The sequence below is a fragment of the Xanthomonas vesicatoria ATCC 35937 genome (genome assembly GCF_001908725.1).
Lineage (GTDB): Bacteria > Pseudomonadota > Gammaproteobacteria > Xanthomonadales > Xanthomonadaceae > Xanthomonas > Xanthomonas vesicatoria.
This window is the reverse complement of sequence record NZ_CP018725.1, coordinates 1856081-1878077: the sequence shown is the minus strand read 5'-3', so window position 1 is coordinate 1878077 and position 21997 is coordinate 1856081. Positions and strand designations below refer to the sequence as shown.

The 21997-nt window shown below is 65.4% G+C and carries 16 protein-coding genes and 1 other RNA gene; 12 read left to right on the top strand and 5 right to left on the bottom strand.

Features of this window, described 5'->3' with window-relative positions; all coding sequences use genetic code 11:
- Positions 1-20: 20 nt before the first annotated feature.
- A complete protein-coding gene (locus tag BJD12_RS08155; protein WP_005997201.1) occupies positions 21-2108 on the bottom strand; it encodes a bifunctional DedA family/phosphatase PAP2 family protein in 2088 nt (695 codons plus the stop codon).
- A 162-nt stretch (positions 2109-2270) separates the two neighbouring features.
- Here BJD12_RS08155 and BJD12_RS08150 point away from each other — a divergent pair, with 162 nt between their 5' ends.
- From BJD12_RS08150 to BJD12_RS08130, 5 genes are all read left to right on the top strand, one after another.
- Positions 2271-2930: a serine/threonine-protein kinase gene (locus tag BJD12_RS08150; protein WP_039422453.1), complete on the top strand. Its 660-nt coding sequence runs from the start codon at positions 2271-2273 to the stop codon at positions 2928-2930.
- Between the two features lie 138 nt (positions 2931-3068).
- A complete protein-coding gene (locus BJD12_RS08145) occupies positions 3069-3884 on the top strand; it encodes an SDR family oxidoreductase (protein ID WP_005997198.1) in 816 nt (271 codons plus the stop codon).
- Between the two features lie 326 nt (positions 3885-4210).
- The gene (locus BJD12_RS08140) at positions 4211-5197 is read left to right on the top strand and encodes a YiiG family protein (RefSeq protein WP_005997197.1); all 987 of its coding nucleotides are present in this window, start codon (positions 4211-4213) and stop codon (positions 5195-5197) included.
- Between the two features lie 119 nt (positions 5198-5316).
- Positions 5317-6258: a YiiG family protein gene (locus BJD12_RS08135; RefSeq protein ID WP_005997196.1), complete on the top strand. Its 942-nt coding sequence runs from the start codon at positions 5317-5319 to the stop codon at positions 6256-6258.
- Between the two features lie 60 nt (positions 6259-6318).
- Positions 6319-6394: non-coding RNA, sX9 sRNA (locus BJD12_RS08130), on the top strand.
- A 43-nt stretch (positions 6395-6437) separates the two neighbouring features.
- Here the strand turns inward: BJD12_RS08130 and BJD12_RS08125 are convergent.
- A complete protein-coding gene (locus tag BJD12_RS08125; RefSeq protein WP_005997195.1) occupies positions 6438-7310 on the bottom strand; it encodes an ion transporter in 873 nt (290 codons plus the stop codon).
- A gap of 72 nt (positions 7311-7382) precedes the next feature.
- Here BJD12_RS08125 and BJD12_RS08120 point away from each other — a divergent pair, with 72 nt between their 5' ends.
- Positions 7383-8609: an acetylornithine transaminase gene (locus BJD12_RS08120; protein ID WP_005997194.1), complete on the top strand. Its 1227-nt coding sequence runs from the start codon at positions 7383-7385 to the stop codon at positions 8607-8609.
- A 653-nt stretch (positions 8610-9262) separates the two neighbouring features.
- On the opposite strand, the gene BJD12_RS08110 is transcribed toward BJD12_RS08120, so the two are convergent.
- A complete protein-coding gene (locus BJD12_RS08110; protein WP_074059534.1) occupies positions 9263-9907 on the bottom strand; it encodes an HAD-IA family hydrolase in 645 nt (214 codons plus the stop codon).
- Positions 9908-10271: 364 nt separating this feature from the next.
- Between BJD12_RS08110 and BJD12_RS08105 the strand changes: the two genes are divergently transcribed.
- From BJD12_RS08105 to azu, 6 genes are all read left to right on the top strand, one after another.
- Positions 10272-12554, top strand: a complete 2283-nt coding sequence (locus BJD12_RS08105) for a TonB-dependent receptor (RefSeq protein ID WP_172797219.1) — start codon at positions 10272-10274, stop codon at positions 12552-12554.
- 67 nt (positions 12555-12621) lie between these two features.
- Complete coding sequence (locus tag BJD12_RS08100) at positions 12622-14229, top strand: flavin monoamine oxidase family protein (protein WP_005997191.1); 1608 nt, start codon at positions 12622-12624, stop codon at positions 14227-14229.
- The gene (locus BJD12_RS08095; RefSeq protein ID WP_005997190.1) at positions 14226-14651 is read left to right on the top strand and encodes a c-type cytochrome; all 426 of its coding nucleotides are present in this window, start codon (positions 14226-14228) and stop codon (positions 14649-14651) included. The genes BJD12_RS08100 and BJD12_RS08095 overlap by 4 nt, the downstream gene beginning before the upstream one ends.
- 22 nt (positions 14652-14673) lie before the next feature.
- A complete protein-coding gene (locus tag BJD12_RS08090; protein WP_005997189.1) occupies positions 14674-15177 on the top strand; it encodes a RidA family protein in 504 nt (167 codons plus the stop codon).
- A gap of 30 nt (positions 15178-15207) precedes the next feature.
- The gene (locus tag BJD12_RS08085) at positions 15208-16419 is read left to right on the top strand and encodes a pyridoxal phosphate-dependent aminotransferase (RefSeq protein WP_005997188.1); all 1212 of its coding nucleotides are present in this window, start codon (positions 15208-15210) and stop codon (positions 16417-16419) included.
- Positions 16420-16627: 208 nt separating this feature from the next.
- A complete protein-coding gene (gene azu / locus BJD12_RS08080) occupies positions 16628-17077 on the top strand; it encodes an azurin (RefSeq protein ID WP_005997187.1) in 450 nt (149 codons plus the stop codon).
- A 148-nt stretch (positions 17078-17225) separates the two neighbouring features.
- Here azu and BJD12_RS08075 read toward each other — a convergent pair whose 3' ends face one another.
- Both BJD12_RS08075 and hemL read right to left on the bottom strand, forming a co-directional pair.
- Positions 17226-19994 (bottom strand): winged helix-turn-helix domain-containing protein, encoded by a 2769-nt coding sequence (locus BJD12_RS08075; RefSeq protein ID WP_005997186.1) that lies wholly within the window; start codon positions 19992-19994, stop codon positions 17226-17228.
- Positions 19995-20635: 641 nt separating this feature from the next.
- Positions 20636-21925, bottom strand: a complete 1290-nt coding sequence (gene hemL, locus BJD12_RS08070; RefSeq protein ID WP_005997185.1) for a glutamate-1-semialdehyde 2,1-aminomutase — start codon at positions 21923-21925, stop codon at positions 20636-20638.
- Positions 21926-21997: the final 72 nt, after the last annotated feature.

Here is a 21997-nt window from a genome sequence, read left to right as displayed (position 1 = left end):
ATCGCCTGTTGCCCAATCGATCAACGGCGTTGTTGTGGCGGATCTGATGCAGCTGGAGCGAACGCAGCGGTTTGCGTCTGCGCTGCAGCGTTGTCGTTGTTTCCGCCACGCACCGCACTGCCCGAGGTACTGTCGATCAGGATCACTGGCACCTGCGAGCGGCGGCGCTGCCCCACGCGATGCGGCAACGGGCCGAGTGCGTCGCGCAATGCGCTCAGTGCAGGGTCCACGCCGCGCAGCGGATACCACAGGCCGATCAGGCTGAAGTGACGGCTGTAGCGCAAGGTCTGCGTGCTGCCTACCCACAGTGGCTGCGCATCGGGTTGCAAGCGCGCGGCGGCCGGCCACAAGCGCAATACATGCACATGGCCGGGCGCGGCGTGACGCACCATCAACAAAGCTTCGACCTGGGTATCCAGCGTGGCAGGCAGGATCGGCACTTCGTCCGGGCGGCCGCTCACTTCCAGAAGATGCAGCGCTTGCTCCCAGCCGGCCTGCGGTTGTGCCCGCCAGCCGCGCGCTTCGAGCTGGCGTTGCAGCGGCGCGAGTGGGCCCGCTACCTGCACGTCCAGCGGCCAGCGTTGGTCGTCGTCGAATTCGTTGCGGCGTGCCGGCAGCAGCCGCCATTGCCCCTCCCACCAGTCGCTGGCGGGCAGGTCCATCAGCAGCGGCGGTGGCGGCTCGAACTTGGCCAGCTTGGTGTCGAGATTGCGCGGCGCAAAGAAGAGGGCGCAGCCCACGAACATGCCATAGAAGATCCACGACACCGGCTTGACCCAGAACGCGCGGGTGGCGCGGCGGCGATATGCAATGCCCAGCACCAGCAGCCAGAAGATGCCGAACAACATGCCGCCGACCACGTCGCTGAGCCAGTGCGCGCCCAGGTACAGGCGCGCGAAGCCGATCAGCGAGACGATGGCGCCACTGACCAGATACGGCCAGACGCGGCGGCGGCCGGGCAACTCGCGTGCGATCAGCAGCGCAAAGAAGCCAAAACCAATCGTGGCCATGGTGACCGCCACCGACGGAAATCCGAAACCGCTGCTGGCGGCCGGTGGGCGCACCACCTGCACGGTCGCGCCCAGCAACTGCGTCAATGCAAGGCCGAAGGCCAGTGCGATCACCCAGTGCGTCACCGCCATCCAGCGTCGGCGCCAGGCCAGGTAGCCCATCGCCGCGGCGATCGCCGGCAACAACACCTGCCAATCGCCCAGCGAGGCCAACGCCACCAGCGGGTAGTCGGCCAGCGGGTTGCGCAAGGCAAGCATCAGATCGTGCACGGCCAGGTCCACGCGCAGCGGCTCACCGTGTGCCAGCACCACCATCAGCAACACGAACCAGCCCCAGCCCAGCAGCAACAGCATCAAGGCCATCATCGCCAGCGGCACCGACTCGCGCCGGCGTGGGTCGAACACGCTGACCGACCAGTTGCCCAGCACCGGATGCCGATGCGACCACTCCAGCAACCGCGCCAACAGGGCATCCAGGTGGCCTGCCGACCAGCGGTACGAATACAGCACCACCGCCCAGGCCAGGCCGATCACCGCGGCCAGCAAGGTGACCACCACGAACAGGCGCCCGGCCACTGCGGCCACCGCATCGTAGGCGGTGCCCAACACCCAGCCTGGCACCAGAAACAGCAGCGCCCACGAGATGCAGGCCAGCCCGCTGGCGAACAGATAGCGTTTGAACGGCATGTGCGACATGCCCGCGATTGCGGGCACAAACGGCCGCACGGCGCCGACGTAGCGCGCGATCAGGATGCTCTTGAAGGCATTGCGCCGGAACAGCAGCTCGCCGCGTTCCAGCAATTGCGGATAGCGGCGGAACGGCCAATACGTGTGCAGCTGGTGGCCCCAGCGATGGCCCACCCAGAAGCTCAACGCATCGCCGACGAACGCGCCCAAGGCTGCGCACACCATTGCATACGGCCCGTTGATCTGGCCGAGCCCGATCAGTACGCCGATGGCGAACAGCAACGGCAGCGCGGGCACGATGGCGCCGAGCACGATCACCGCATCGCAGAATGCGATGGCAAAGATCACCACGCCAGCCAGGGTGGGGTGGTGTCCGATCCACTCCAGCGTGGCGTCGATCCATGAGTTCATTCCCGAATTATAGGTGGGCATGGCGACGACTGACTTGCGCCATGCTCACATCGGGCGGTCGGCTTCACCTGCGGTTGCACCCAGGCGGCCGTGCGCGCCGATGTCATCGGCATGTCCGTCGACAGTGGTATGGCGATGCCGGTCGCCCGCCTACAATGGGGAATGAGTCACGAGCCCGCCGGCAATCTCCCGCTGAAGTCCGATACGTTCGGGCGCATCTTGTTGATCCGCGACGCTGGCCGGGTGTTCGTGCGGCGCGACCTGAGCGTGGCGCCATGGGGCCTGCGTGGTGTTGCCTGGTGGCTGGCGCGTCGTGAAGCGCTGGCGCTGCGGCAGCTGGATGGCCTGCCGCACACGCCGCGCTTGCTGCATTGGGACGGGCGCCATCTGGACCGCAGCTATCTGGCCGGCAATGCGATGTACCAGCGCCCGCCTCATGGCGATCTGGCGTATTTCCGGCAGGCGCGCCGGCTATTGCAGCAACTGCATCGGTGCGGCGTAGCTCACAACGATCTGGCCAAGGAAGCCAACTGGCTGGTGCAGGACGATGGCAGCCCGGCGGTGATCGATTTCCAGCTGGCGGTGCGCGGCCACCCACGCGCGCGCTGGATGCGTCTGCTTGCACGCGAGGATCTGCGCCATCTGCTCAAGCACAAGCGCATGTATTGCCCGGCCGCGATCACGCCGGTGGAACGCCGCGTGCTCAAGCGCAGGTCATGGGTGCGCGAGCTATGGTTCGCCACCGGCAAACCGGTCTACCGCTTCGTCACCCGACGCGTGCTGCATTGGGAAGACAACGAAGGGCAGGGGCCGAAGCCCTGAGGGGCCGGGAATCGAGAGTAGGGAATCGGGAATGGGTAAAGGCGCATTGCGGACCTGGGGGTTCGTCGGCGAACGGTCGAAGCGCTAAGCTCTTGCGATTCCCGATTCCCGATTCCCGATTCCCGATTCCCGATTCCCATGACGTTACAAGGCAAAACGCTCTTCATCACCGGTGCCTCGCGCGGGATCGGGTTGGCGATCGCGCTGCGCGCTGCGCGCGATGGGGCCAATGTGGTGATCGCGGCCAAATCGGCAGTGGCCAATCCCAAACTGCCCGGCACCATCCATAGCGCGGCGTCAGCCGTCGTGGCGGCTGGTGGAAAAGCGCTCGCGCTCAAATGCGATATCCGCGACGAAGCGCAGGTGCATGCCGCTGTCGCTGCCGCCGTGGAAGCGTTTGGCGGCATCGATATCCTGGTCAACAACGCCAGTGCGATCTGGTTGCGGGGCACCTTGGATACGCCGATGAAGCGCTTCGACCTGATGCAGCAGGTCAATGCGCGCGGCAGCTTTGTGTGCGCGCAAGCGTGCCTGCCGCATCTGTTGAAGGCGCCCAATCCGCATATCCTCAGCCTGGCCCCGCCACCCTCGTTGAACCCGGCGTGGTGGGGAGCGCATATCGGCTACACGCTGGCCAAGATGGGGATGAGTCTGGTGACGCTGGGGTTGGCCACCGAATTTGGCCCGCAGGGCGTGGCGATCAATGCGCTGTGGCCGCGTACGGTGATTGCCACCGATGCGATCAACATGCTGCCGGGCGTGGACGCCGCTGCCTGTCGTCGCCCGGAGATCGTGGCCGACGCGGCGCACGCGGTGCTGACCCGCACCGCGGTCGGTTTCCACGGGCAGTTCCTGATCGATGACGAAGTGCTGACGCAGGCCGGCGTCACCGACTTCAGCGGCTATGCGGTCGATCCGTCGCGGAACCTGTTGCCGGATCTGTTTCTCGACTGAGCGGCTTGCCGGACGCCTGTGCGCACCGAAAGGCGGGCACGGCCGGTGCTCGGCGGCCTGTACCGCTCATACGCTGCGGTGCCGAGTACGCCGTCCACACCCGTCTGTCGATGGCTCACCCTGGTTTTGTCGCCCCAAGCGCGACGCAGATGGCCGTCTGCGGATGCATCGATTCACCAACGCCGCGGCAACAGGAACGGATGGCCACGGCGTATGACTGCATGCCGCGCAGGAGAACAACGTGCCGGCCGCTCCGATCCGAGCACGACGATTTCACGCCGCAGTTTGCTATCGTGCGCGGCTGAAACCGTTTCCAACAAGGATGTTTGCTTGTGTCCCTGAAGTCTCGCGCGTTTGCGCCCGCCCTGTTCGTGCTTGCGCTCTGCGCCGGCTGCAGCAAACAAACCACGCCAACCGACACTGCGCCCGCCAGCAAAGGCACCGATGCGCCGAGCGATGCGCAGCAGGCGCTCAACACCAAACTTGGCGCGTACATCGATTGCTTCAACCGCCTCGATCTGCAGGTGCATACCGGTGCCAAGCATTACACCGGCTGGATGGACGATGCGGCCACCGGCCCCAGCGGGCGCGAAACGGGTGTTGCCGGTCCTTATGACATCAGCGACTACGACATGAAGGAATGCGATGCGCCGGTCAGCGCGGCGGCTGCGGCGCAACCGTCGCTACCGGCGCTGGATGCAGCGGCCCGGCAATACCATGCGGCCTTGCAGGCGCTGCGGCCCATCAGTCATCAGGTGGCCGATTACTACGCGCGTCAGGATTACGAGGACGACCAGTTCGCCAAGGGCAAGCAACTGCACGCGCCATTGATGACGGCGCTGGAGCGCTATGCCGAGGCCAGCAGCACGTTCAGTGCCGAGCTTGAAACGCAGAACGATGCAGCGCATCGCGAAATGCTCAAGACGCTGGAGCGCGAGGAGGGACGCACGCGCGAGTATTACCGCCTGTCGATGATGCTCGATGCCAAGCAACTGACTGACGTGCTGCAGGAGGATCAGTTCGATACCGCACGTGCAAACACGCTGTTGGAGGGCTTCAACCGCCTCTCCGACGAGGCGCATGCCAAGGTGGCCGACCAGGAGCCGGACAAACTCAAGTGGAACAGCTTCGAAACCGCTGCGGAGGACTTCCGCAGGCAGGCCAAGGCGCGGGTGAAACGCGTGGTCGACAAGACAGCCTACAGCCGCATCGAACAGGGTTGGCTCGATAGCCCCTCGTTAGCCCCGGAAGGATCGCCGCGCAAGTTGCTCAACACCTATAACGCGCTGGTATCCGAGAGCAATCGGCAGTAACTGCCGGCGTCATTGCACGATGCAGCGCGCGAGGCCGCACGCCCCGCGCTGAGGACGTATGCGCGATCAGCGCTCGCTCGGGTCAGCCCATTTCTTCATCACCGCACAGGAATCATCGCATGCGCCATCCACGTCGTTACGTACCACTCAGCTCAGCGATTGCACTTGCCGCGCTGCTTGCTGGCTGCCAGAAAGACGCGCCGGTTGCAGCCGCACCCGATGCCGACAAGATCAATGCCTACATTGCCTGCTTCAATGGTGTCGAACAGCCGCTGCACGAGAGTTACCAGACCTATATCGGCTGGATGAAGGACCCGCAGGCTGGGCCAACGGGCAAGGAAGCCACGATCCGCGCGCCGGGCACGGTGTTGTCGCATCGGGTCGAGGCCTGTGGCGCACCGATGACTGCCGCATTGGCGCAGCAGCCGGCCAACGCCGAACTCGACCCGGTGGCGAAGACGTATCAGCAGCGATTTGCCGCGCTCAACGAGCGCATCGGCGAAGCGGCGCGCTACTACGATCGCGAAGATTATGTGCGCGACGATGGCAAGGGCATGCGTGCGCTGCACGCGCCGTTGATGCAGGCCTATGCAGCGTTCTTCGAGGCGGGCGAAGCGATGGATGCGGCACTGGATCGCAACGAAGATACCCGGCGGCAGGCGCAGATCGATGCGATCGAAAAGGAAGAAGGCCGCAGCGCGTCCTGGTATCACTTGAAGATCACCGGCGAAGGCAAGCGCCTGGTGCAGGTGCTGGATAGCGATGCGCCGGATCTTGCGGCAGCGCAAAGCCAGCTAGTGCGCTACCAGAGCATTCTGGAAGAGGCGCAGAAAGCCAAGGTGGGCCAGGGCGATGCGATGTGGGGCCATATGGAACGCTCTGCCGACAAACTGGCGCGCGAGTCCGGACGCCTGGTCGAGCGCATCCGCACCAATACTCCGTTGACCAAGAGCGAGCAGATGCTGCTGGAAAGTGGCTCGATGCCGCCGGGCGGCACGCGTCAGGCGGTGCTGGCCAGCTACAACGATCTGATCGACATGAGTAACCGCATGTCGCAGTAACGGCAGCTAATAAACGAAGGTGCTCACCGCCAGGCGGGCGCGGTGAGTGTTTGGTGCGGCATGTGCCACCCATACGATCCGATGCTGAACGCGCCGTCCGCACCAGCTGACGACTGCTCGCTACATTTTGTTAGCCGCTCTACGTGCAGCGCTCAGCGCCTGGGCGCTGCCGCCCTGCATCAGCCGTTGGCGATGTCCGGCAGCGGCTCGGCACATTGCCGGCAATAGCGTGCGTCGGCGGCGTGGCCTTCCAGCCCGCAACGGGCGCAGTTGCGAATGTCGCGTCGGCCGGTGTGGCCGCCTTCGCGCAGCGTGGTGGCAAGTTCGGCGGTGTAGATGCCGGTGGGCACGGCGATGATGCTGTAGCCGATCAGGATCAGTGCCGAGGTGACGAAGCGACCCAGCGTGGTTTGCGGCACCAGATCGCCGAAGCCCACTGTGGCCATGGTGACGATGGCCCAGTACATGCTGGTCGGGATGCTGGTGAAACCGTGTTGCGGGCCTTCGATGACATACATGGTGGCGCCGGCGATGACGGTGATGGTGAGCACCGTGAACAGGAATACCAGCACCTTGCGGCGGCTGCGCCATAACGCGTCCACCAATTGCCCGCTTTCCTGGATATAGCGGGTGAGCTTGAGGATGCGGAACAGGCGCAAGATGCGCAGCACGCGCACCACCAGCAAGGTCTGCGCACCGGGCACGAAGAACGACAGATAGCTGGGCAGGATCGACAGCAGGTCAATCACGCCCCACACGCTGAGCGCGTAGTGCAGCGGACGCCGCACCACTGCCAGGCGCAGCGCATATTCGACGGTGAATAGCACGGTGAACGCCCATTCCAGCGGCACCAGCCAGTGCGCCGAATGCGCGTGGATGCGCGGCACGCTGTCGATCATGATCACGATCACGCTGGTCAGGATTGCCACCACCAGCATCAGGTCGAAATTGCGCGATGGACGCGTGTCGTGGCGATAGATGATGTCGAACCACTGCCGGCGCCAGCCGTCGGTGGTGGCGGGAGTGAGCTGAGGATCGGAGAAAGGGCGCATGCGCGCATTGTGCCGCAGGCCGGCGAATGCGCGAGAATGCGGGTTCTCCCTCCGCTTCTGCGACCCACCATCATGAGCACCGCTGCCGATTCGCCCCTGTCCCTCGCGCACTACTACCTGCCGGTGTATCGCCCGCGCCAGGTGGTACTGGAGCGCGGTCAGGGCAGTCGCGTCTGGGACGATGCGGGGCGCGAGTATCTGGATCTATCTTCCGGCATCGCGGTGAGCGGGCTGGGCCATAACGATGCGGATCTGGTGGCCGCGCTTACCGAGCAGGCCGGCAAGCTGTGGCACACCAGCAACATCTTCTACAGCGAGCCGCCGCTGCGGCTGGCCGAGGAGCTGGTCGGCGCGTCGCGTTTTGCCGAGAACGTTTTTCTGTGCAACTCCGGTACCGAAGCCAACGAGGCGGCCATCAAGCTGGTGCGCAAGTGGGCCAGCAGCCAGGGCCGCCCGGCCGACAAGCGCGTCATCGTGACGTTCCGCGGCAGCTTTCACGGCCGCACGCTGGCCTCGGTGACCGCCACCGCGCAGCCGAAATATCAGGAAGGCTACGAGCCGCTGCCGGGCGGGTTCCGGTATGTGGATTTCAACGACGTGGCAGCGCTGGAAGCAGCGATGGCCAGCGGCGATGTGGCGGCCGTGATGGTCGAACCGATCCAGGGCGAGGGCGGAGTGATGCCGGCGGCGCCGGGATTCCTGGCCAAGGTGCGCGCGCTGTGCGATCAACATGATGCCTTGCTGGTGCTGGACGAAATTCAATGTGGCATGGGCCGCACCGGCACCTTGTTCGCGCATTGGCAGGAGCAGGTGACACCGGACATCGTGACGCTGGCCAAGGCGCTGGGCGGCGGGTTCCCGATCGGCGCGATGCTGGCCGGCCCCAAGGTGGCGCAGGCCATGCAGTTCGGCGCGCACGGCACCACCTTCGGCGGCAATCCGCTGGCGGCCGCCGTGGCCCGCGTGGCGCTGCGCAAGCTCGCGTCGCCGGAGATTGCGGCCAACGTAGAGCGTCAATCGGCTGCGTTGCGCGCGGGGCTGGGGGCATTGAATGCCGAGTTCGGCCTGTTTGCACAGGTGCGCGGGCGCGGCCTGATGCTCGGCGCGGTGCTGGCACCGGCGCATGCCGGGCAGGCCGGTGCGCTGCTGGATCTGGCGGCCAAGCATGGCTTGCTGGTGCTGCAAGCCGGCCCGGATGTGCTGCGCTTCGTGCCGGCACTCAATCTGACCGACACCGAGCTGGTCGATGGCCTGGCGCGTCTGCGTCTGGCGATTGCCGAGTACGCCGCGCAGCGGTGATGGATACCTGCGTGATGCGAAGCGCTGAATGATCTGGCTTGTCTAAGTGAGTGGGCGCAGTCTGGCGGCAGTGATTACGTGACGTGCGGAGCGTTTGATTTTGATCGTCGCATCGTGCGTTCGAGGCTCGGCGCTTGCTGCTGAGGTTGTCGCCTCCTGCCGTACCCTCACCCCAACCCCTCTCCCGATGGGAGAGGGGCTAGTGGGTGCGTTTTGCTGCGAATGGTCTGGTTGAGGACTGCGCACGAGTCACCGCGGTTTTCGCGCGCAGGAGGGCACGCTGGCGGATTGGGCGTCGATGACTGCGTGCGTGGCCCGATCCACCGCAACATGCGTACACGCAGTTAGCGTGTTGTTTGGCCGCGCATTCGCTTGCAGAGCGAGGCTAGGTACCGTTGGCCACTCGGCTGAGCGTTGACCTTTCAAGAACGCCAGCGAACGCTGTTCCGACTCCCGACTCCCGACTCCCGACTCCCGACTCCCGACTCCCGACTCCCGACTCCCGACTTCCGACTTCCGACTTCCGACTTCCGACTTCCGACTTCCGACTCCCACTTCCGACTCCCACTTCCGACTCCCACTTCCCACTTCCCACTTCCCACTTCCCACTTCCCACTTCCCACTTCCCACTTCCCACTTCCCACTTCCCAATCTCATCCCAACCCATACCGCTTCAACACCCGCCGTAACGCGCGCGCATCGCGCACGGTATCGGCATGCAAGCCGGCGGCGCGGGCGCCGCGGACGTTGACGAACAAGTCATCGACGAACAAGGTGCGCGCCGGTTCCGCATCCAGCTGCGCCAGCGCGCGCTGGTACACCTCCAGCTGCGGTTTTCTGCCGCCAAGCGCACCGCTGCACAGGATGCGGCCCTGCAATAACGGAAACAGCGACGGCACGATCTGCACGATCGCCTCCGCCATCAGCGGGCCGTTGTTGGTAAGCACCGCCACCGCGGTCGTCGTCGACACCGCCAGCACCTGCGCCACCGCTGCGGGGTCGGCGCGGCACGCTGCTACGCGCGCCGCAATCCAGGTGGCGCGGTCGATCGGCTGTCCCAACCCATTGCTCAATTGGGTCAGGTAGGCCTGTGTATCGATAGCGCCGGCATCGTAGGCGCGTTCCAGTCCCTGCTCGAACAGCACCTGCTGCACGCGCTGCGGCGTGCATGCGGCCGCAGTCGCCAGGGCGGCCAGTCGGCGCGGGCGCGAATAGCTGGCCAATACGCCATCGAAATCCAACAGCAGCAAGGACGGGGGGTAGATGGCATGGGCGTGCTCGCGAGGTGGGCGCCGCAGCGTTGTCGATCTGCCGCTGCATCGCAAGCATGCGGGATCTCCTATGCCCGGATACGCGCAAACGGGTAGGCGCGTGACGCGCGACCGCAGGCGCCCGCGCACGGCGCGCGCGAACGCTTGATCGCCAACGCCCGGCGCCTGCGCAAGCACGCCACGCCGGGCATCTGCGCTGCGTATTCAAACGTTCCAGCACGGAAAGAACCTACCCGCATGCGCAGACCCTACCCTCCGCACCGCGTCTGCGGCGCAACCGCGCTGGGTATGGTCGATCCGTGCCGCATCTGCGGTGTCAGCCGGTCTTGGGGGGCGGGTCCGGTCACTCAGCACGCACCACACTCCAGGGGTCGATTGCATGCCTAAGCGCTTGAAGACCGATCAGTTGGCGGCCGCACTGGCCGCCGTTCTCACCGCCGCAACGCGTCGCCACACGCTCGCCTCGATGACCTTGCTGGTGGCAGGCACGCCAGGCCTGCCCGCGTTCGCCCAGGAGGCACGCACCCTGGATGCGGTCAGCGTGGTGGGCACCGGGTCCACCCGCACCACCGCCTCCATTTCGATGGACGAGATCCAGGCCCAGGTGCCTGGCGTGGCACCGCAACAACTGCTGGCCAGTCTGCCCGGCGTTAACGTGCAGACCACCGACCCGTTCGGGCTGTACGAGTTTGGCGACTCGATGACCATTCGCGGATTTTCCGCCAACCAGATCGGCGTGACCCTGGACGGCATTCCGATCGAGACGTTCGACACCCGCGAAGGTGGGCCGATCACCCGCTACGTCTCCAGCGAAAACCTGCTCGATGTGACGGTGTCCGCCGGCTCTGGCGATGTCACCCAGCCCTCGTATCACGCACTTGGCGGTGCGATCCGCTACACCAGTCTTCCGCCCAAGGGAGGCGATACCTGGAGCGGCAATCTCACCCAGACCATCGGCTCGGACGATCTGGTCCGCAGTTTTGTCCGTCTGGATACGCAGGATTGGTGGGCGGGCGGGCCGAGTGCGTACCTCTCGGCATCGCGCACGCAGGGCGGGGTGTGGGACATGGAACCGGCCACGCAAAAGAGCGATCACTTCGAAGCCAAGGTGCGTCAGGCCTGGGACGCCGGCAGCCTGACCTTGGGCTGGATCTACAACAACCGCAAGGATTACGACGTGCAGTCGTACAACTCCGACGGTTCGGTGTCGTGGGATCTGCACGAACGCATCACCGGTAACCCGGAAGTGGACGCCGAGCATTACAGTGAGTGGCAGAACGGCCGCCGCGACTCGCTGCTGAGCCTGCACGGCGATTTCCTGTTCAACGACGCCATCGGCTTCACCTTCACCGGATACTACGAAAACAAGCACGGTTACGGCGTCGGCGGCACGCCGCCGAGTACTGCCACCGGGTTGTACAACGATGCGATTGCCGGCACCCCCGGGCGCACCGATATCGCCATCAACGACCCGCAGATCGTCGATGCCAACGGCAATGTCACTCGCGCCGGTGCGATGACGCGGCGCGAAGAAATCATGGGCGGCGATCGCTACGGCTTGACCACGGCGGTGGCCTGGGAGACCGAGCACAACAAGCTGGAAGTGGGCGCCTGGTACGAAAGCTACGACTTCGATCAGGTGCGCCCGCTGTACAACCTGGACCCGGCCACCGGCGCCTTGCTCAAGAACGCCTTGCCGATCGTGATCTATTACGACAACCACTTCTCCACCGAGGTGAAGCAGCTCTACGTCAAGGACACGCTGCGCCTGCTAGACGACCGGCTGACCATGGAGTTCGGCGCCAAGGGGCTGGATGTCAAACGCGACTACAACGGCATCGCCAATCTGGACGACTTCAACGTCGGTGTGCGCCGCGATGTGACCATCAAGAACAGCGACTGGTTTCAGCCACAGGTCGGTGCGAGCTTCCAGCTGGCCGAAGGCGTGCAGGTGTTCGCCAACTACGCGGAAAACTTCAGTTCCGCGCCGCGTCTGGCACTGACGTCCGGTGCCTTCAATCCGGACATCGCGCCGGAAGAATCCACCAACATCGATATCGGCATCCGCGCCGAATCCAGCCAGTGGAGCGGTTACATCGCCGCCTACAAGATCGATTATGAAAATCGCATCATCGCGCTGACCGACCCGGACCCGCTGGTGGTGGCCCCCACCGTCTACGCTAACGTCGGCGACGTGCAGACCTACGGTGCGGAAGTCTCCGGCATGTGGAAGCCGGCGCCGGGCTGGCGGCTGGGCGCATCGCTGACCTGGAATCAATCCGAATTCCAGGACAACTATTTCGGCCCGGTCAGCGGCGCGCTGGTGCAGGTGGAAGGTAACGACGTACCGGACGCGCCCAAGGTGATGTTCAGCGTCAACGGCGGCTGGGAAGGCGAGCATTTCTTCGCCAACCTCGACACCAAGTACACCGGCAAGCGCTACGGCGACACGCTCAATACCGATCAGGTGGATGCCACCTTCATCGTCAATGGCAGCGTCGGTTATCAAGGCGGCGATGCCGGCTTTGTTGCCGGTGGGCGGTTGCAGCTGTCGGTCTACAACCTGTTCGACAAGGACGATGCGATCGGTGCGGTGTTTCCCAACGAAAGTTCCGGCTCGTACCAGCTGATCGCGCCGCGCCAGCTGTTCGCGAGCCTGTCTTACCGATTCTGAGTGATCGACGCGGCCGGCAGTGCAGCCGGCCGCGCGATTGTCCATGACATGCAGGGGATGTGCGTTGATGCAAGGCAATCACACTGGGGCGATGACGCGGCGGCAGTTGCTGGCGCGCATCGGCATGACCGCCGGCGGCGCGATGATGTATCAGGCGATGAGCAGCCTGGGCATGGCGGCCGAATCGCGCTTTACCGGGCCGTTGCAGCTGGATGGCGACCCGAAGGGCGCATCGGTGCTGATTCTGGGTGCGGGCCTGGCCGGGATGACCGCTGCCTTCGAATTACGCAAGGCCGGTTATCGCGTGCAGGTGCTGGAATACAACGGCCGCCCCGGTGGCCGTAACTGGACGCTGCGCGGCGGCGATCGCTATACGGAACTGGGCGGCGCCACGCAGCATTGCCAGTTCGACGACGGGCTGTATCTCAATCCCGGGCCGTGGCGCATTCCCCATCACCACAAGGCGGTGTTGAGTTATTGCAAACAGTTCGGCGTGGCGTTGGAAGCCTTCAATCAGGTCAACTACAACGCGCTGCTGCATAGCCAGAAAGGTTTCGATGGCAAACCGCAGCGGTTCCGCGCGATCGATGCCGATTACAAGGGCCATGTCTCCGAGTTGCTGGCCAAGTGCACGCAGCAGCATGCACTGGATACGGCAGTCAGCCGCGAAGACCAGGAAGTGCTGCTGGAATCGCTGCGCACCTGGGGCGCGCTCGATCACAGGTTCGGCTACGTCAAAGGCAAGGACAGTAGCGAGCGACGCGGCTTTGCGCGTTATCCCGGTGGCGGTTTGTCGGGCAAGCCTGAGTTCTCCGAGCCTTTCAGCGTGCAGGACGTGCTGCTTTCGCGGCTGTGGACAACGCTGGCGGCCGGCAACAACTACGAAATGCAGACCACCATGTTCCAGCCGGTGGGCGGCATGGACCAGATCGGCAAGGCGTTCGCGCGCCAGCTCGGCGATGCCATCACCTACAACGCCAAGGTCACCAAGATCGATCAGGACGGCAACGGCGTGCGCGTGTCCTGGCAGGACGCCACGCGCGGCGGCGAAGAGCGCGTGGCCAGCGCCGATTGGTGCATCTGCACGATTCCGTTGTCGGTGCTCAGCCGGATTCCGACCACCGCCAGCGATGCGATGACCACCGCGATCGGCAGCGTGCCGTATGCCGCGTCGGTCAAGGTGGGCCTGCAATTCAAACGGCGCTTCTGGGAAGAGGACGAAGCGATCTACGGCGGCATCAGCTATACCGATCTGCCGATCACCTTGATCAGCTATCCCAGCACCGGTTACCACAGCGCCGGCAAGGGCGTGCTGCTCGGGGCGTATGTGTGGGGATTGGACGCCTACCAGTTCACTTCGATGTCCCCCGAGCAGCGGGTGCGCAGGGCGGTCGAGTACGGGACGCAGTTGCATCCGCAATATCCGCGCGAATTCGAAAACGGCATTGCGGTCGGTTGGCACCGCGTGCCGTTTACGCATGGCTGCTTCGGCATGTGGAGCGAGCAGGCGCGCGCCGAGCATTACGAGCCGCTGTGCCAGATCGACGGCCGCCTGGCGCTGGCGGGCGAGCATGTGTCCTATATCCCGGCCTGGCAGGAGGGCGCGATCCTGTCGGCGCACGATGTCGTCGGCCGCCTGCATCGCAAGGTCATTGCCGGGGGAGGCCGCGCATGAATCTGTTGCCACGTGTGTTTGCTGCGGCCGTTGCGCTGGTCATCGGCGCTGCGCTGCTGCCGCCCGGTCTGCGAGATGCGCAGGCGCAAAGTTCCGACGCCACCGTGTTGTATCCGCAAAAGGGGTTCGCCACCGCGTCCGGCGAGCATGTCTACAGCGCGGTCTGCCAGGGCTGCCACATGCCGGCAGGCAGTGGTGCACAGGGCGCCGGCGAATACCCGGCGCTTGCCGGAAACCCCAAGCTGGCGGCCGCGCCCTACGTCACCATGATGGTGCTCGACGGGCACGCCGGCATGCCGGGATTTGGCGACATGCTCACAGACCGTCAGGTGGCCGAGGTGGTGAGCTATGTGCGCACCCATTTCGGCAACGACCATGCCGAGCGTGTCACTGCCGACGACGTCAAGCTGCTGCGCCACTGATTCTCTCTTCCAAGGAGTTGCCATGTTCCGTCCCGCCGTCAATGCCCTCGTCGCCACCGTCGTCTTGTCTGCAGGCCTCAGCGCCGCAGCTGCTGCCGAGGTAATCCGTCACAAGATTCCCAACAGCGATTTCCCCATTGCCGCAGCGGTGGAAATCCCGGCCGGCAAGGCCACCGTGTATGTCAGCGGCAAAGTGCCGGCGGTGGTGGACGCCAGCGCGCCGAAGGATTCAGCGGCCGCCTACGGCGACACCAAGGCGCAGACGGTGAGCGTGTTGAAGCAGATCCAGGAGCAGTTGAAGTCGCTCGGCCTGGGCATGGGCGATGTGGTGAAGATGCAGGTGTTTCTGGTCGGCGACCCGGCGATGGGCGGCAAGATGGACTTCAACGGGTTCATGGAAGGCTACCGCCAGTTCTTCGGTACCAAGGAACAGCCCAATCTGCCGGCTCGCTCGGCCTTCCAGATCGCTGCGCTGGGCAATCCGCTGTATCGCGTGGAGATCGAAGTGGTTGCCGTGCGTCCTTGAACTTGCGTCGTTGCCTTGCCGGAGAGCGCCATGAAGACCGCCGTATCGCGTCGCAGGTTCCTGCGTGATTCCGCCCTGTTCGCCGGTGCCGCCGGTGGCGCGGGGACCGGTGCATTACCGCTGCTTGCCAGCGCCGCCGAACGCACCGCTGCCATCGCGCCACCCACCGCTAGCGCGCTGCCGTCGGTGATGATCGGCTCCAACGAGTTCCCGGATGGCCCTTCCGCAGCAGCGGTCAGGGCCATTGCGCAGATCGCACCGCAAGGCGGGCGCTACCTGCGCGAGGTCCAGATGGAGCTGATGACCACCCTGGCGGCCGAGCTCAAGCTGCCGGTGAACCATCTGATGGCCTATGCCGGCTCCACCGAGCCGTTGGACTACACGATGCTGGCCTTTACCTCGCCCAGCGCGGCGCTGGTCACCGCCGACCCGACCTACGAGTCGGGGTGGCGCGCAGCCACCCGCAATGGCGCCACGTTGATCAAGGTGCCGTTGCGCAAGGATTTTTCGCATGACGTCCAGGCGATGTGCGCCGCCGATGCCACTGCCGGCGTCATCTACATCTGCAATCCCAACAACCCGACCGGTTCGGTGACCGCGCGCAAGGACCTGGACTACGCACTGGCGCACAAGCCCAAGGGCAGCGTGCTGGTGGTGGACGAGGCCTATATCCACTTCGCGCAAAGTACCCGCAGCGTGGTGGACATGGTGGCGGCGGGCGAAGACGTGGTGGTGCTGCGCACCTTCTCCAAGCTCTACGGCATGGCCGGCATTCGCCTGGGCTACGCCGCGGCACGGCCGGAGTTGTTGGCCAAGCTGATGTTCTACAGCGTCAACAGCCTGCCAGTAACCGCAGCCGCTGCGGGTCTGGCAAGCTTGCGCGACCCAGAGTTAGTGCCGCAGCGCCGCGCACGCACTGCGGCCACGCGGCAGGACGTCATCGATTTCCTCACCAAGCAGGGCTACGCCTGCACGGCATCGGAGAGCAACTGCTTCATGGTCGACGTGAAGCGGCCCGCGGCCGGTTTCAAGGACGACATGGCCACCTTTGGTGTGTTCATCGGCCGCAGCTGGCCGGTGTGGCCAACCTGGTCGCGGATCACGGTGGGCACCGAGGCGGAGATGGCACGCTTCAAACACGCCTTCGTGCAGGTGATGGCCGGCAAGCGCGGCCCGCTGCCTCTGCCGCCGGCCATAGCCGATGTGCACGAGCCAATGCGGGATTTCTTCCGCTATGCGTAATGTTGTCTGCGCGACCGAGGCGCGGTGATGTATCGGCGCGGCTGTCGCGTTGTGCCGGATGTCTGTCGCCGACGCATCTGGATCGCCGCACGCAAATACCATGCGGCTGTGCAGCACTGCTTTGGCAACGGGAAGGCGTTACTCTGACCGCACCGACGCAAGCGAGTGTGGGCCGTTTGCAGGTCTTTCTTATCGCAGGAGTAATGCCTTGAAATTGTTCTCGACGATTGCCGTGCTTGGCGTGATGGCGATGGCGCCCTCGGCCTGGGCACGGACGTGCGCGGTGACCATCACCGGCAACGACCAGATGAAGTTCGACCAGAGCGCCATCACGATCGCGCGCGACTGCACCCAGGTGGATGTGACGCTCAAGCACTCCGGCAAGATGGCCGCCACGGTGATGGGGCACAACTGGGTGCTGACCAAGTCCGCCGATTTTCAGGCGGTTGCCAATGCCGGTGTGCGCTCGACCATTGCCGACAGCTATCTGCCCAAAGCCGATGCACGCGTGATCGCGCATACCAAGGTGGTCGGTGGTGGGGAAAGCACCACGGTCAGCTTCGCGACCAGCAAGCTGACCAAGGGCGGTGCCTACACGTTCTTCTGCTCGTTTCCCGGGCACTGGGCGATGATGAAGGGCACGTTGAGCTTTGGATGATGGTGGGCGCTTGGCGCCGCTGTCTATCGTCTTTGTCGCATGACGCATCTGCCTGATTAGGCGACGGAAGCCGCATCACCATGCGTGCGCGTGGTGGTGTTGCGGTGACCGCCAGTGCAGCAGACATCAAGAATGATGCGCACGCCGCTCAACGCGGCGGTGCATCCAATGCCTGCTGCGTGTCTTGCGCGCGCAGCACACCACGCTGCAGCGCCTGCGCCAAGGCACTCTCTCGGCTACGCGCGTCGAGCTTGCGATACAGATTCTTGAGATGGAATTTGACCGTGTTTTGCGACAGGTGCAGATGGCGGGCGATCTGTTTGTTGGAGTAGCCGCGCGCCAGTTGCGCCAGCACTTCCAGTTCGCGCTCGCTGAACACATCGCTGGCGGGATCCTCGTCGCCACTGAGGCGTTCGAGCAGCGCCTGGATGGTCAATGCGCGCGTGGTGCCGCCGACGGTGTGCGGGTCGTGCTGACGCAGCGAGCGCAGCATCGCCTTGGCCGGCAAGCCGAGTTCGACGATCGCCTGCCAACTCTGCGTCAGCGCCACGTGGTCCAGCGCGCTGTACAGATGCGGCAGGGCTGCGAGCAGCTCGCCACGCTGCTGCAGCACCAGCGCGATGCGCGCGCGGGTGCGCGCCAGATGCCAGGCATTGTCGTTGCTCAGGCAGGCCTGCTCGATCTGGCCGAGAATGCTCAGCGCCGCATTGCTGCGCCCGGCCAGGCGATGCCAACGTGCCAATGCAAAGCCCATCGCCGCACGATCGCGCCAGCGATGCGCCGAGCGCAGGGTGTGCGCCAGCCCCGACTCCCCGCCAGTGCGCGCGATCACCACATCGATCGCGGCGTTGCCGGGGTGTTCCAGCAGCAACATCAGTCGCCAGGCCGACGCCAGCTCGGTCAGTCGCGCCAGCTTGCGCCCATGCGCGACCTGCTCGACATCCTCAAGCAACACCAGCGCGCTGCGCCCGCTGTGATCGCGCCCGCGCTCCAGGCCCAGCGCGGTGTCGTACGCAGCTGCCAGCACGTCCACGCCGCCATCGTGCTGCTCAAGCAGCTCCAGCGCCGGATGCAGCAGGTCGGCGGCATCGTCGTGGTGACCGCGCTCGTAGTGCACTTGCGCGAGCAGACAGCTGCCGGCCGCTTCCAGCACGCGGTCCAGTTGCGGCGTACGTGCGCACCCGTTCAGCGCTTGTCGATAACAGGCTTCGGCATCGCCGAGCCGCCCACGGTAGAAAAAGCTCTGGCCAAGCGAGAGCAGCGCCTGACTGGCACCAAGCTCGCTGCCGCCGCGGTGCATCTCATCGCGTGCAGCCAGCGCATAGCGCTCGGCCACTGCAAAGCCGCCCTGTGCCAGCGCGGTGTTGGCGCAAATGCACAGCAAGGTGCCGCGGCCCAGATGATCGTCTTCGTCCAATGCGTTCGCCTGCGCGGCGATTTGGGTCAGGCCATGCGGATTGCCGCAAATTTCGTCCAGGCGGTCGCGCAGCAATGCCACCACCACGGTGTAATCGCGCTGCAGCGGCTCGCGCACGGCAGCCGGGAAGTCGCGGAAGCGTTCCAGCAACAGCCGGGCATGGCTGAACTCGCCCAGTTTCAGATGCAGATACGCCTGGGTGAGATTCAGTGCCGGGGTATCGCGGATGCTGCGATGGTCGAAATGACGCAACAGCGCGCGCACCGCATGCACGCCGTGAGTCAGCAACAACTGCCAGGTGCCGGCGCGCGCGATGTAGCTGGCGGCCAGGTCGCCGCAGTCGCCGCGGGCTGCATGGCGCACGGCGTCAGCCAGATGCTGGTGCTCGCCAAACCAGCGCGCCGCGCGCTGATGCAGGTGCACGGTCTGGCCTGGGTAGTCGCGTTCGAGCAATTGCTGCAGGAAGTCCGCAAACAACGGGTGATAGCGGAACCATTCGCGCTCGCCATCCAGTGGCACCAGCAAGCCATGGAAATGTTCAAGTCGCGCCAGCAGCCGGCCGCTGTCGTCGCGTTGGCGCACCGCATCGGCAAGCGCGCCGTTGACGCGTTCCAGCAGGCTGGTACGCAGTAATAGGTCGCGCGTGTCGGCGTCCAGATCGTTGACGACCTGTTCGGCCAGATACGCGGCAATCTGCGCGCTGCGCCCGGAAAAACGCGCAGCCACGTCCTGCTGGCGTTGCGCATCGCCTGCCAGCCATAGCCGCGCCAGATGCAGCGCGACCGGCCACCCTTCGGTGTAGCGCACCAGCTCGTCGAGCACGGGCGCGGAAATCTGCGGTCCCAGCAGCGCGCGTGCTTCGTCGTTGTCCAGCGCCAACTGCGCGCTGCCAAGGCGGCTGAGTTGCGCCTGCAGGTCCAGCCGCGCCAGCGGCAACGCCGGCACGCGGCGCGTGGCCAGCAACAGATGCAGCCGCCCGCTACTGTGTTCGATCAGGCGCAACACCAGCTCGTCCACCGGGCCGCTGCCAATCCGATCGTAGTCGTCGAGAATGACGCTGATCCGCCGCGGTGCGCTGCGCAGTGCGCGGATCAGCACGGTGGCTGCGTCGCGTGGGTCCTGGTCGCGGTTGTGCATCACCCCGGTGCACAGCGCCGGATCGGCGCCCGCGCCCTGCAGCGCTAACGCAAGGTGGCCAAGAAAACGTGCTGCATCGGCATCTTCTTCATCCAGCGACAGCCAGGCCACCGCATCACCGTGCGCACGCTGGCGCGCATGCCATTGCGCAAGCACGGTGGTCTTGCCAAACCCGGGCGGGGCCAGCAGCAGGGTGAGCGGGCGTAGCTGCGCCTGATCCAGCGCCGCCAGCAAGGCCTCGCGCACCACCGCAGCCGGGCGCGGCAAGGGCGGCTCCAGTTTGCTGGCAAGCAGCCAATCGGGAGGAGCGTGGTCGCGCGACGGTGACCGGCGCGGGGTGAGCAACGCAACAGGCTTGAGCATGAGGCGAGAGCGGCCGTGGCAAGCGTCAGCAGCGCGTCGGCTCGACACGCTGCACAACGTGTTGAAACAGCGGCGACGGCCGGCATGTCACCAAGACGGCGACAACGACAGGATCGGCTGCTTCGAGGGTCCCCACCCATGCCCGTCCGTGAGCACCTTCCAGAAAAGTATGACAGCAGCAAGACAAAAGCAAAGCGCGCAGGGGCTAACTGCCGTTGCCGTCTCAGGCGAATGTGCAGGCTGTGCGCTGGGTCAAGCACTGTTCGCCCCGGCGGGCCGATCAGTGCGGTCGGGTCGAGGAATGGCTGCGCCTATTCATTGCCGCAAGCGCATGCCGGCGGCTCCACGCGTACCGGCCGGTCACTCTGGTCCGCATCGGCCGGGCGGGCGATGCGGTGCCTTGTCAGTGGCCGTTGTTGTCACCGGGCAAGTGAGCATGTCCGCGTAAAAGCGGCTGAGGCGAACGTGCATTGCAGGCCCGCCACGTGCAGATGCATCGCTTGCCACGCCGCCGCGCTATCCGGCCTGCAGCGGCGCCTCCACCCTTGCCACCGCCCCTGCGTCGATGCCGTGGTCGTCCGCCGGCGTGGGCTGGCCGTGGCCGGCGATCACTCTGGCAACGCGCGTCGGCGAAGGCGCGCTTAGCGTGCGACGTCGGCAAATGCCTCGCGCGCCGCCGCCAGCGTGGCATCGATCACCGCCGCATCGTGCGCACTGGACATGAAGCCGGCTTCGTACGCCGACGGTGCCAGATACACGCCCCGCTGCAGCATCGCGTGGAAGAAGCGATTGAAGCTGGTGGTGTCGCAGGCGATGGCCTGCGCATAGCTCTCCACGATTTCGTCGGTGAAGAACAGCCCGAACATGCCACCGACCTGATTGGTGGTGACCGCGATGCCGGCGGCGCGCGCGGCATCTTCCAGCCCCTCGCACAGCACGCTGGTCGCCTCGCTCAGGCGCGCATGGAAGCCAGGTTCCTGCACCAGCTCCAGCATCGCCAGGCCCGCGGCCATGGCCACCGGATTGCCCGACAAGGTGCCGGCCTGATAGATCGGCCCGGCTGGTGCGATCTGCTCCATCAGGTCGCGACGGCCGCCATACGCGCCTACCGGCATGCCGCCACCGATGATCTTGCCGAAGGTAGTCAGGTCCGGCGTCACTCCGTACAGCGCCTGCGCGCCACCCAGTGCGACGCGGAAGCCGGTCATCACTTCGTCGAAGATCAGCAGCGCGCCATGCCGCGTGCACAGCGTGCGCAGATGCTGCAGATAGCCGGCCAGCGGCGGAATGCAGTTGGCGTTGCCCACCACCGGCTCGATGATCACCGCCGCCACGTCGGCGCCGATCTCGTCGAACAGGGCGGTGGCGCCTTCGAAGTCGTTGAAGCTCAGCGTGGCGGTCAGCTCGCTCAAGCCTGCCGGCACGCCCGGCGAGGTCGGCACGCCCAGCGTCAGCATGCCGCTGCCGGCCTTGACCAGGAACGAGTCGCCGTGGCCGTGATAGCAGCCTTCGAACTTGATGATGCGATTGCGCCCGGTGGCGCCGCGCGCCAGGCGCACCGCCGACAGGGTGGCCTCGGTACCGGAGTTGACCATGCGCACCATCTCGCAGGACGGCACCAGTCGGGTGATGGTGTCGGCCATGGTGACCTCGGCCGCGCATGGCGCGCCGAACGACAGCCCATCGCGGATGGCGCGCTCCACCGCTTCGCGCACGGCGGGGTGGTTGTGGCCGGCAATCATCGGGCCCCACGAACCCACGTAGTCGATGTAGCGGTTGTCGTCGACGTCGTACAGATACGGGCCGTCGGCGCGCGCCACGAAGAACGGCTCGCCGCCGACCGACTTGAACGCCCGCACGGGTGAATTGACGCCCCCGGGCAGCAGGGTCTGTGCCTGTGCGAACAGGGCGTGGGAGCGGGTGTGATTCATGCGCGCAGATCCTTGAGGAATACCGATTGGGGGCAGCGAGGCCCGGCAGCGGGCATCGCGTCCGCCATTGTC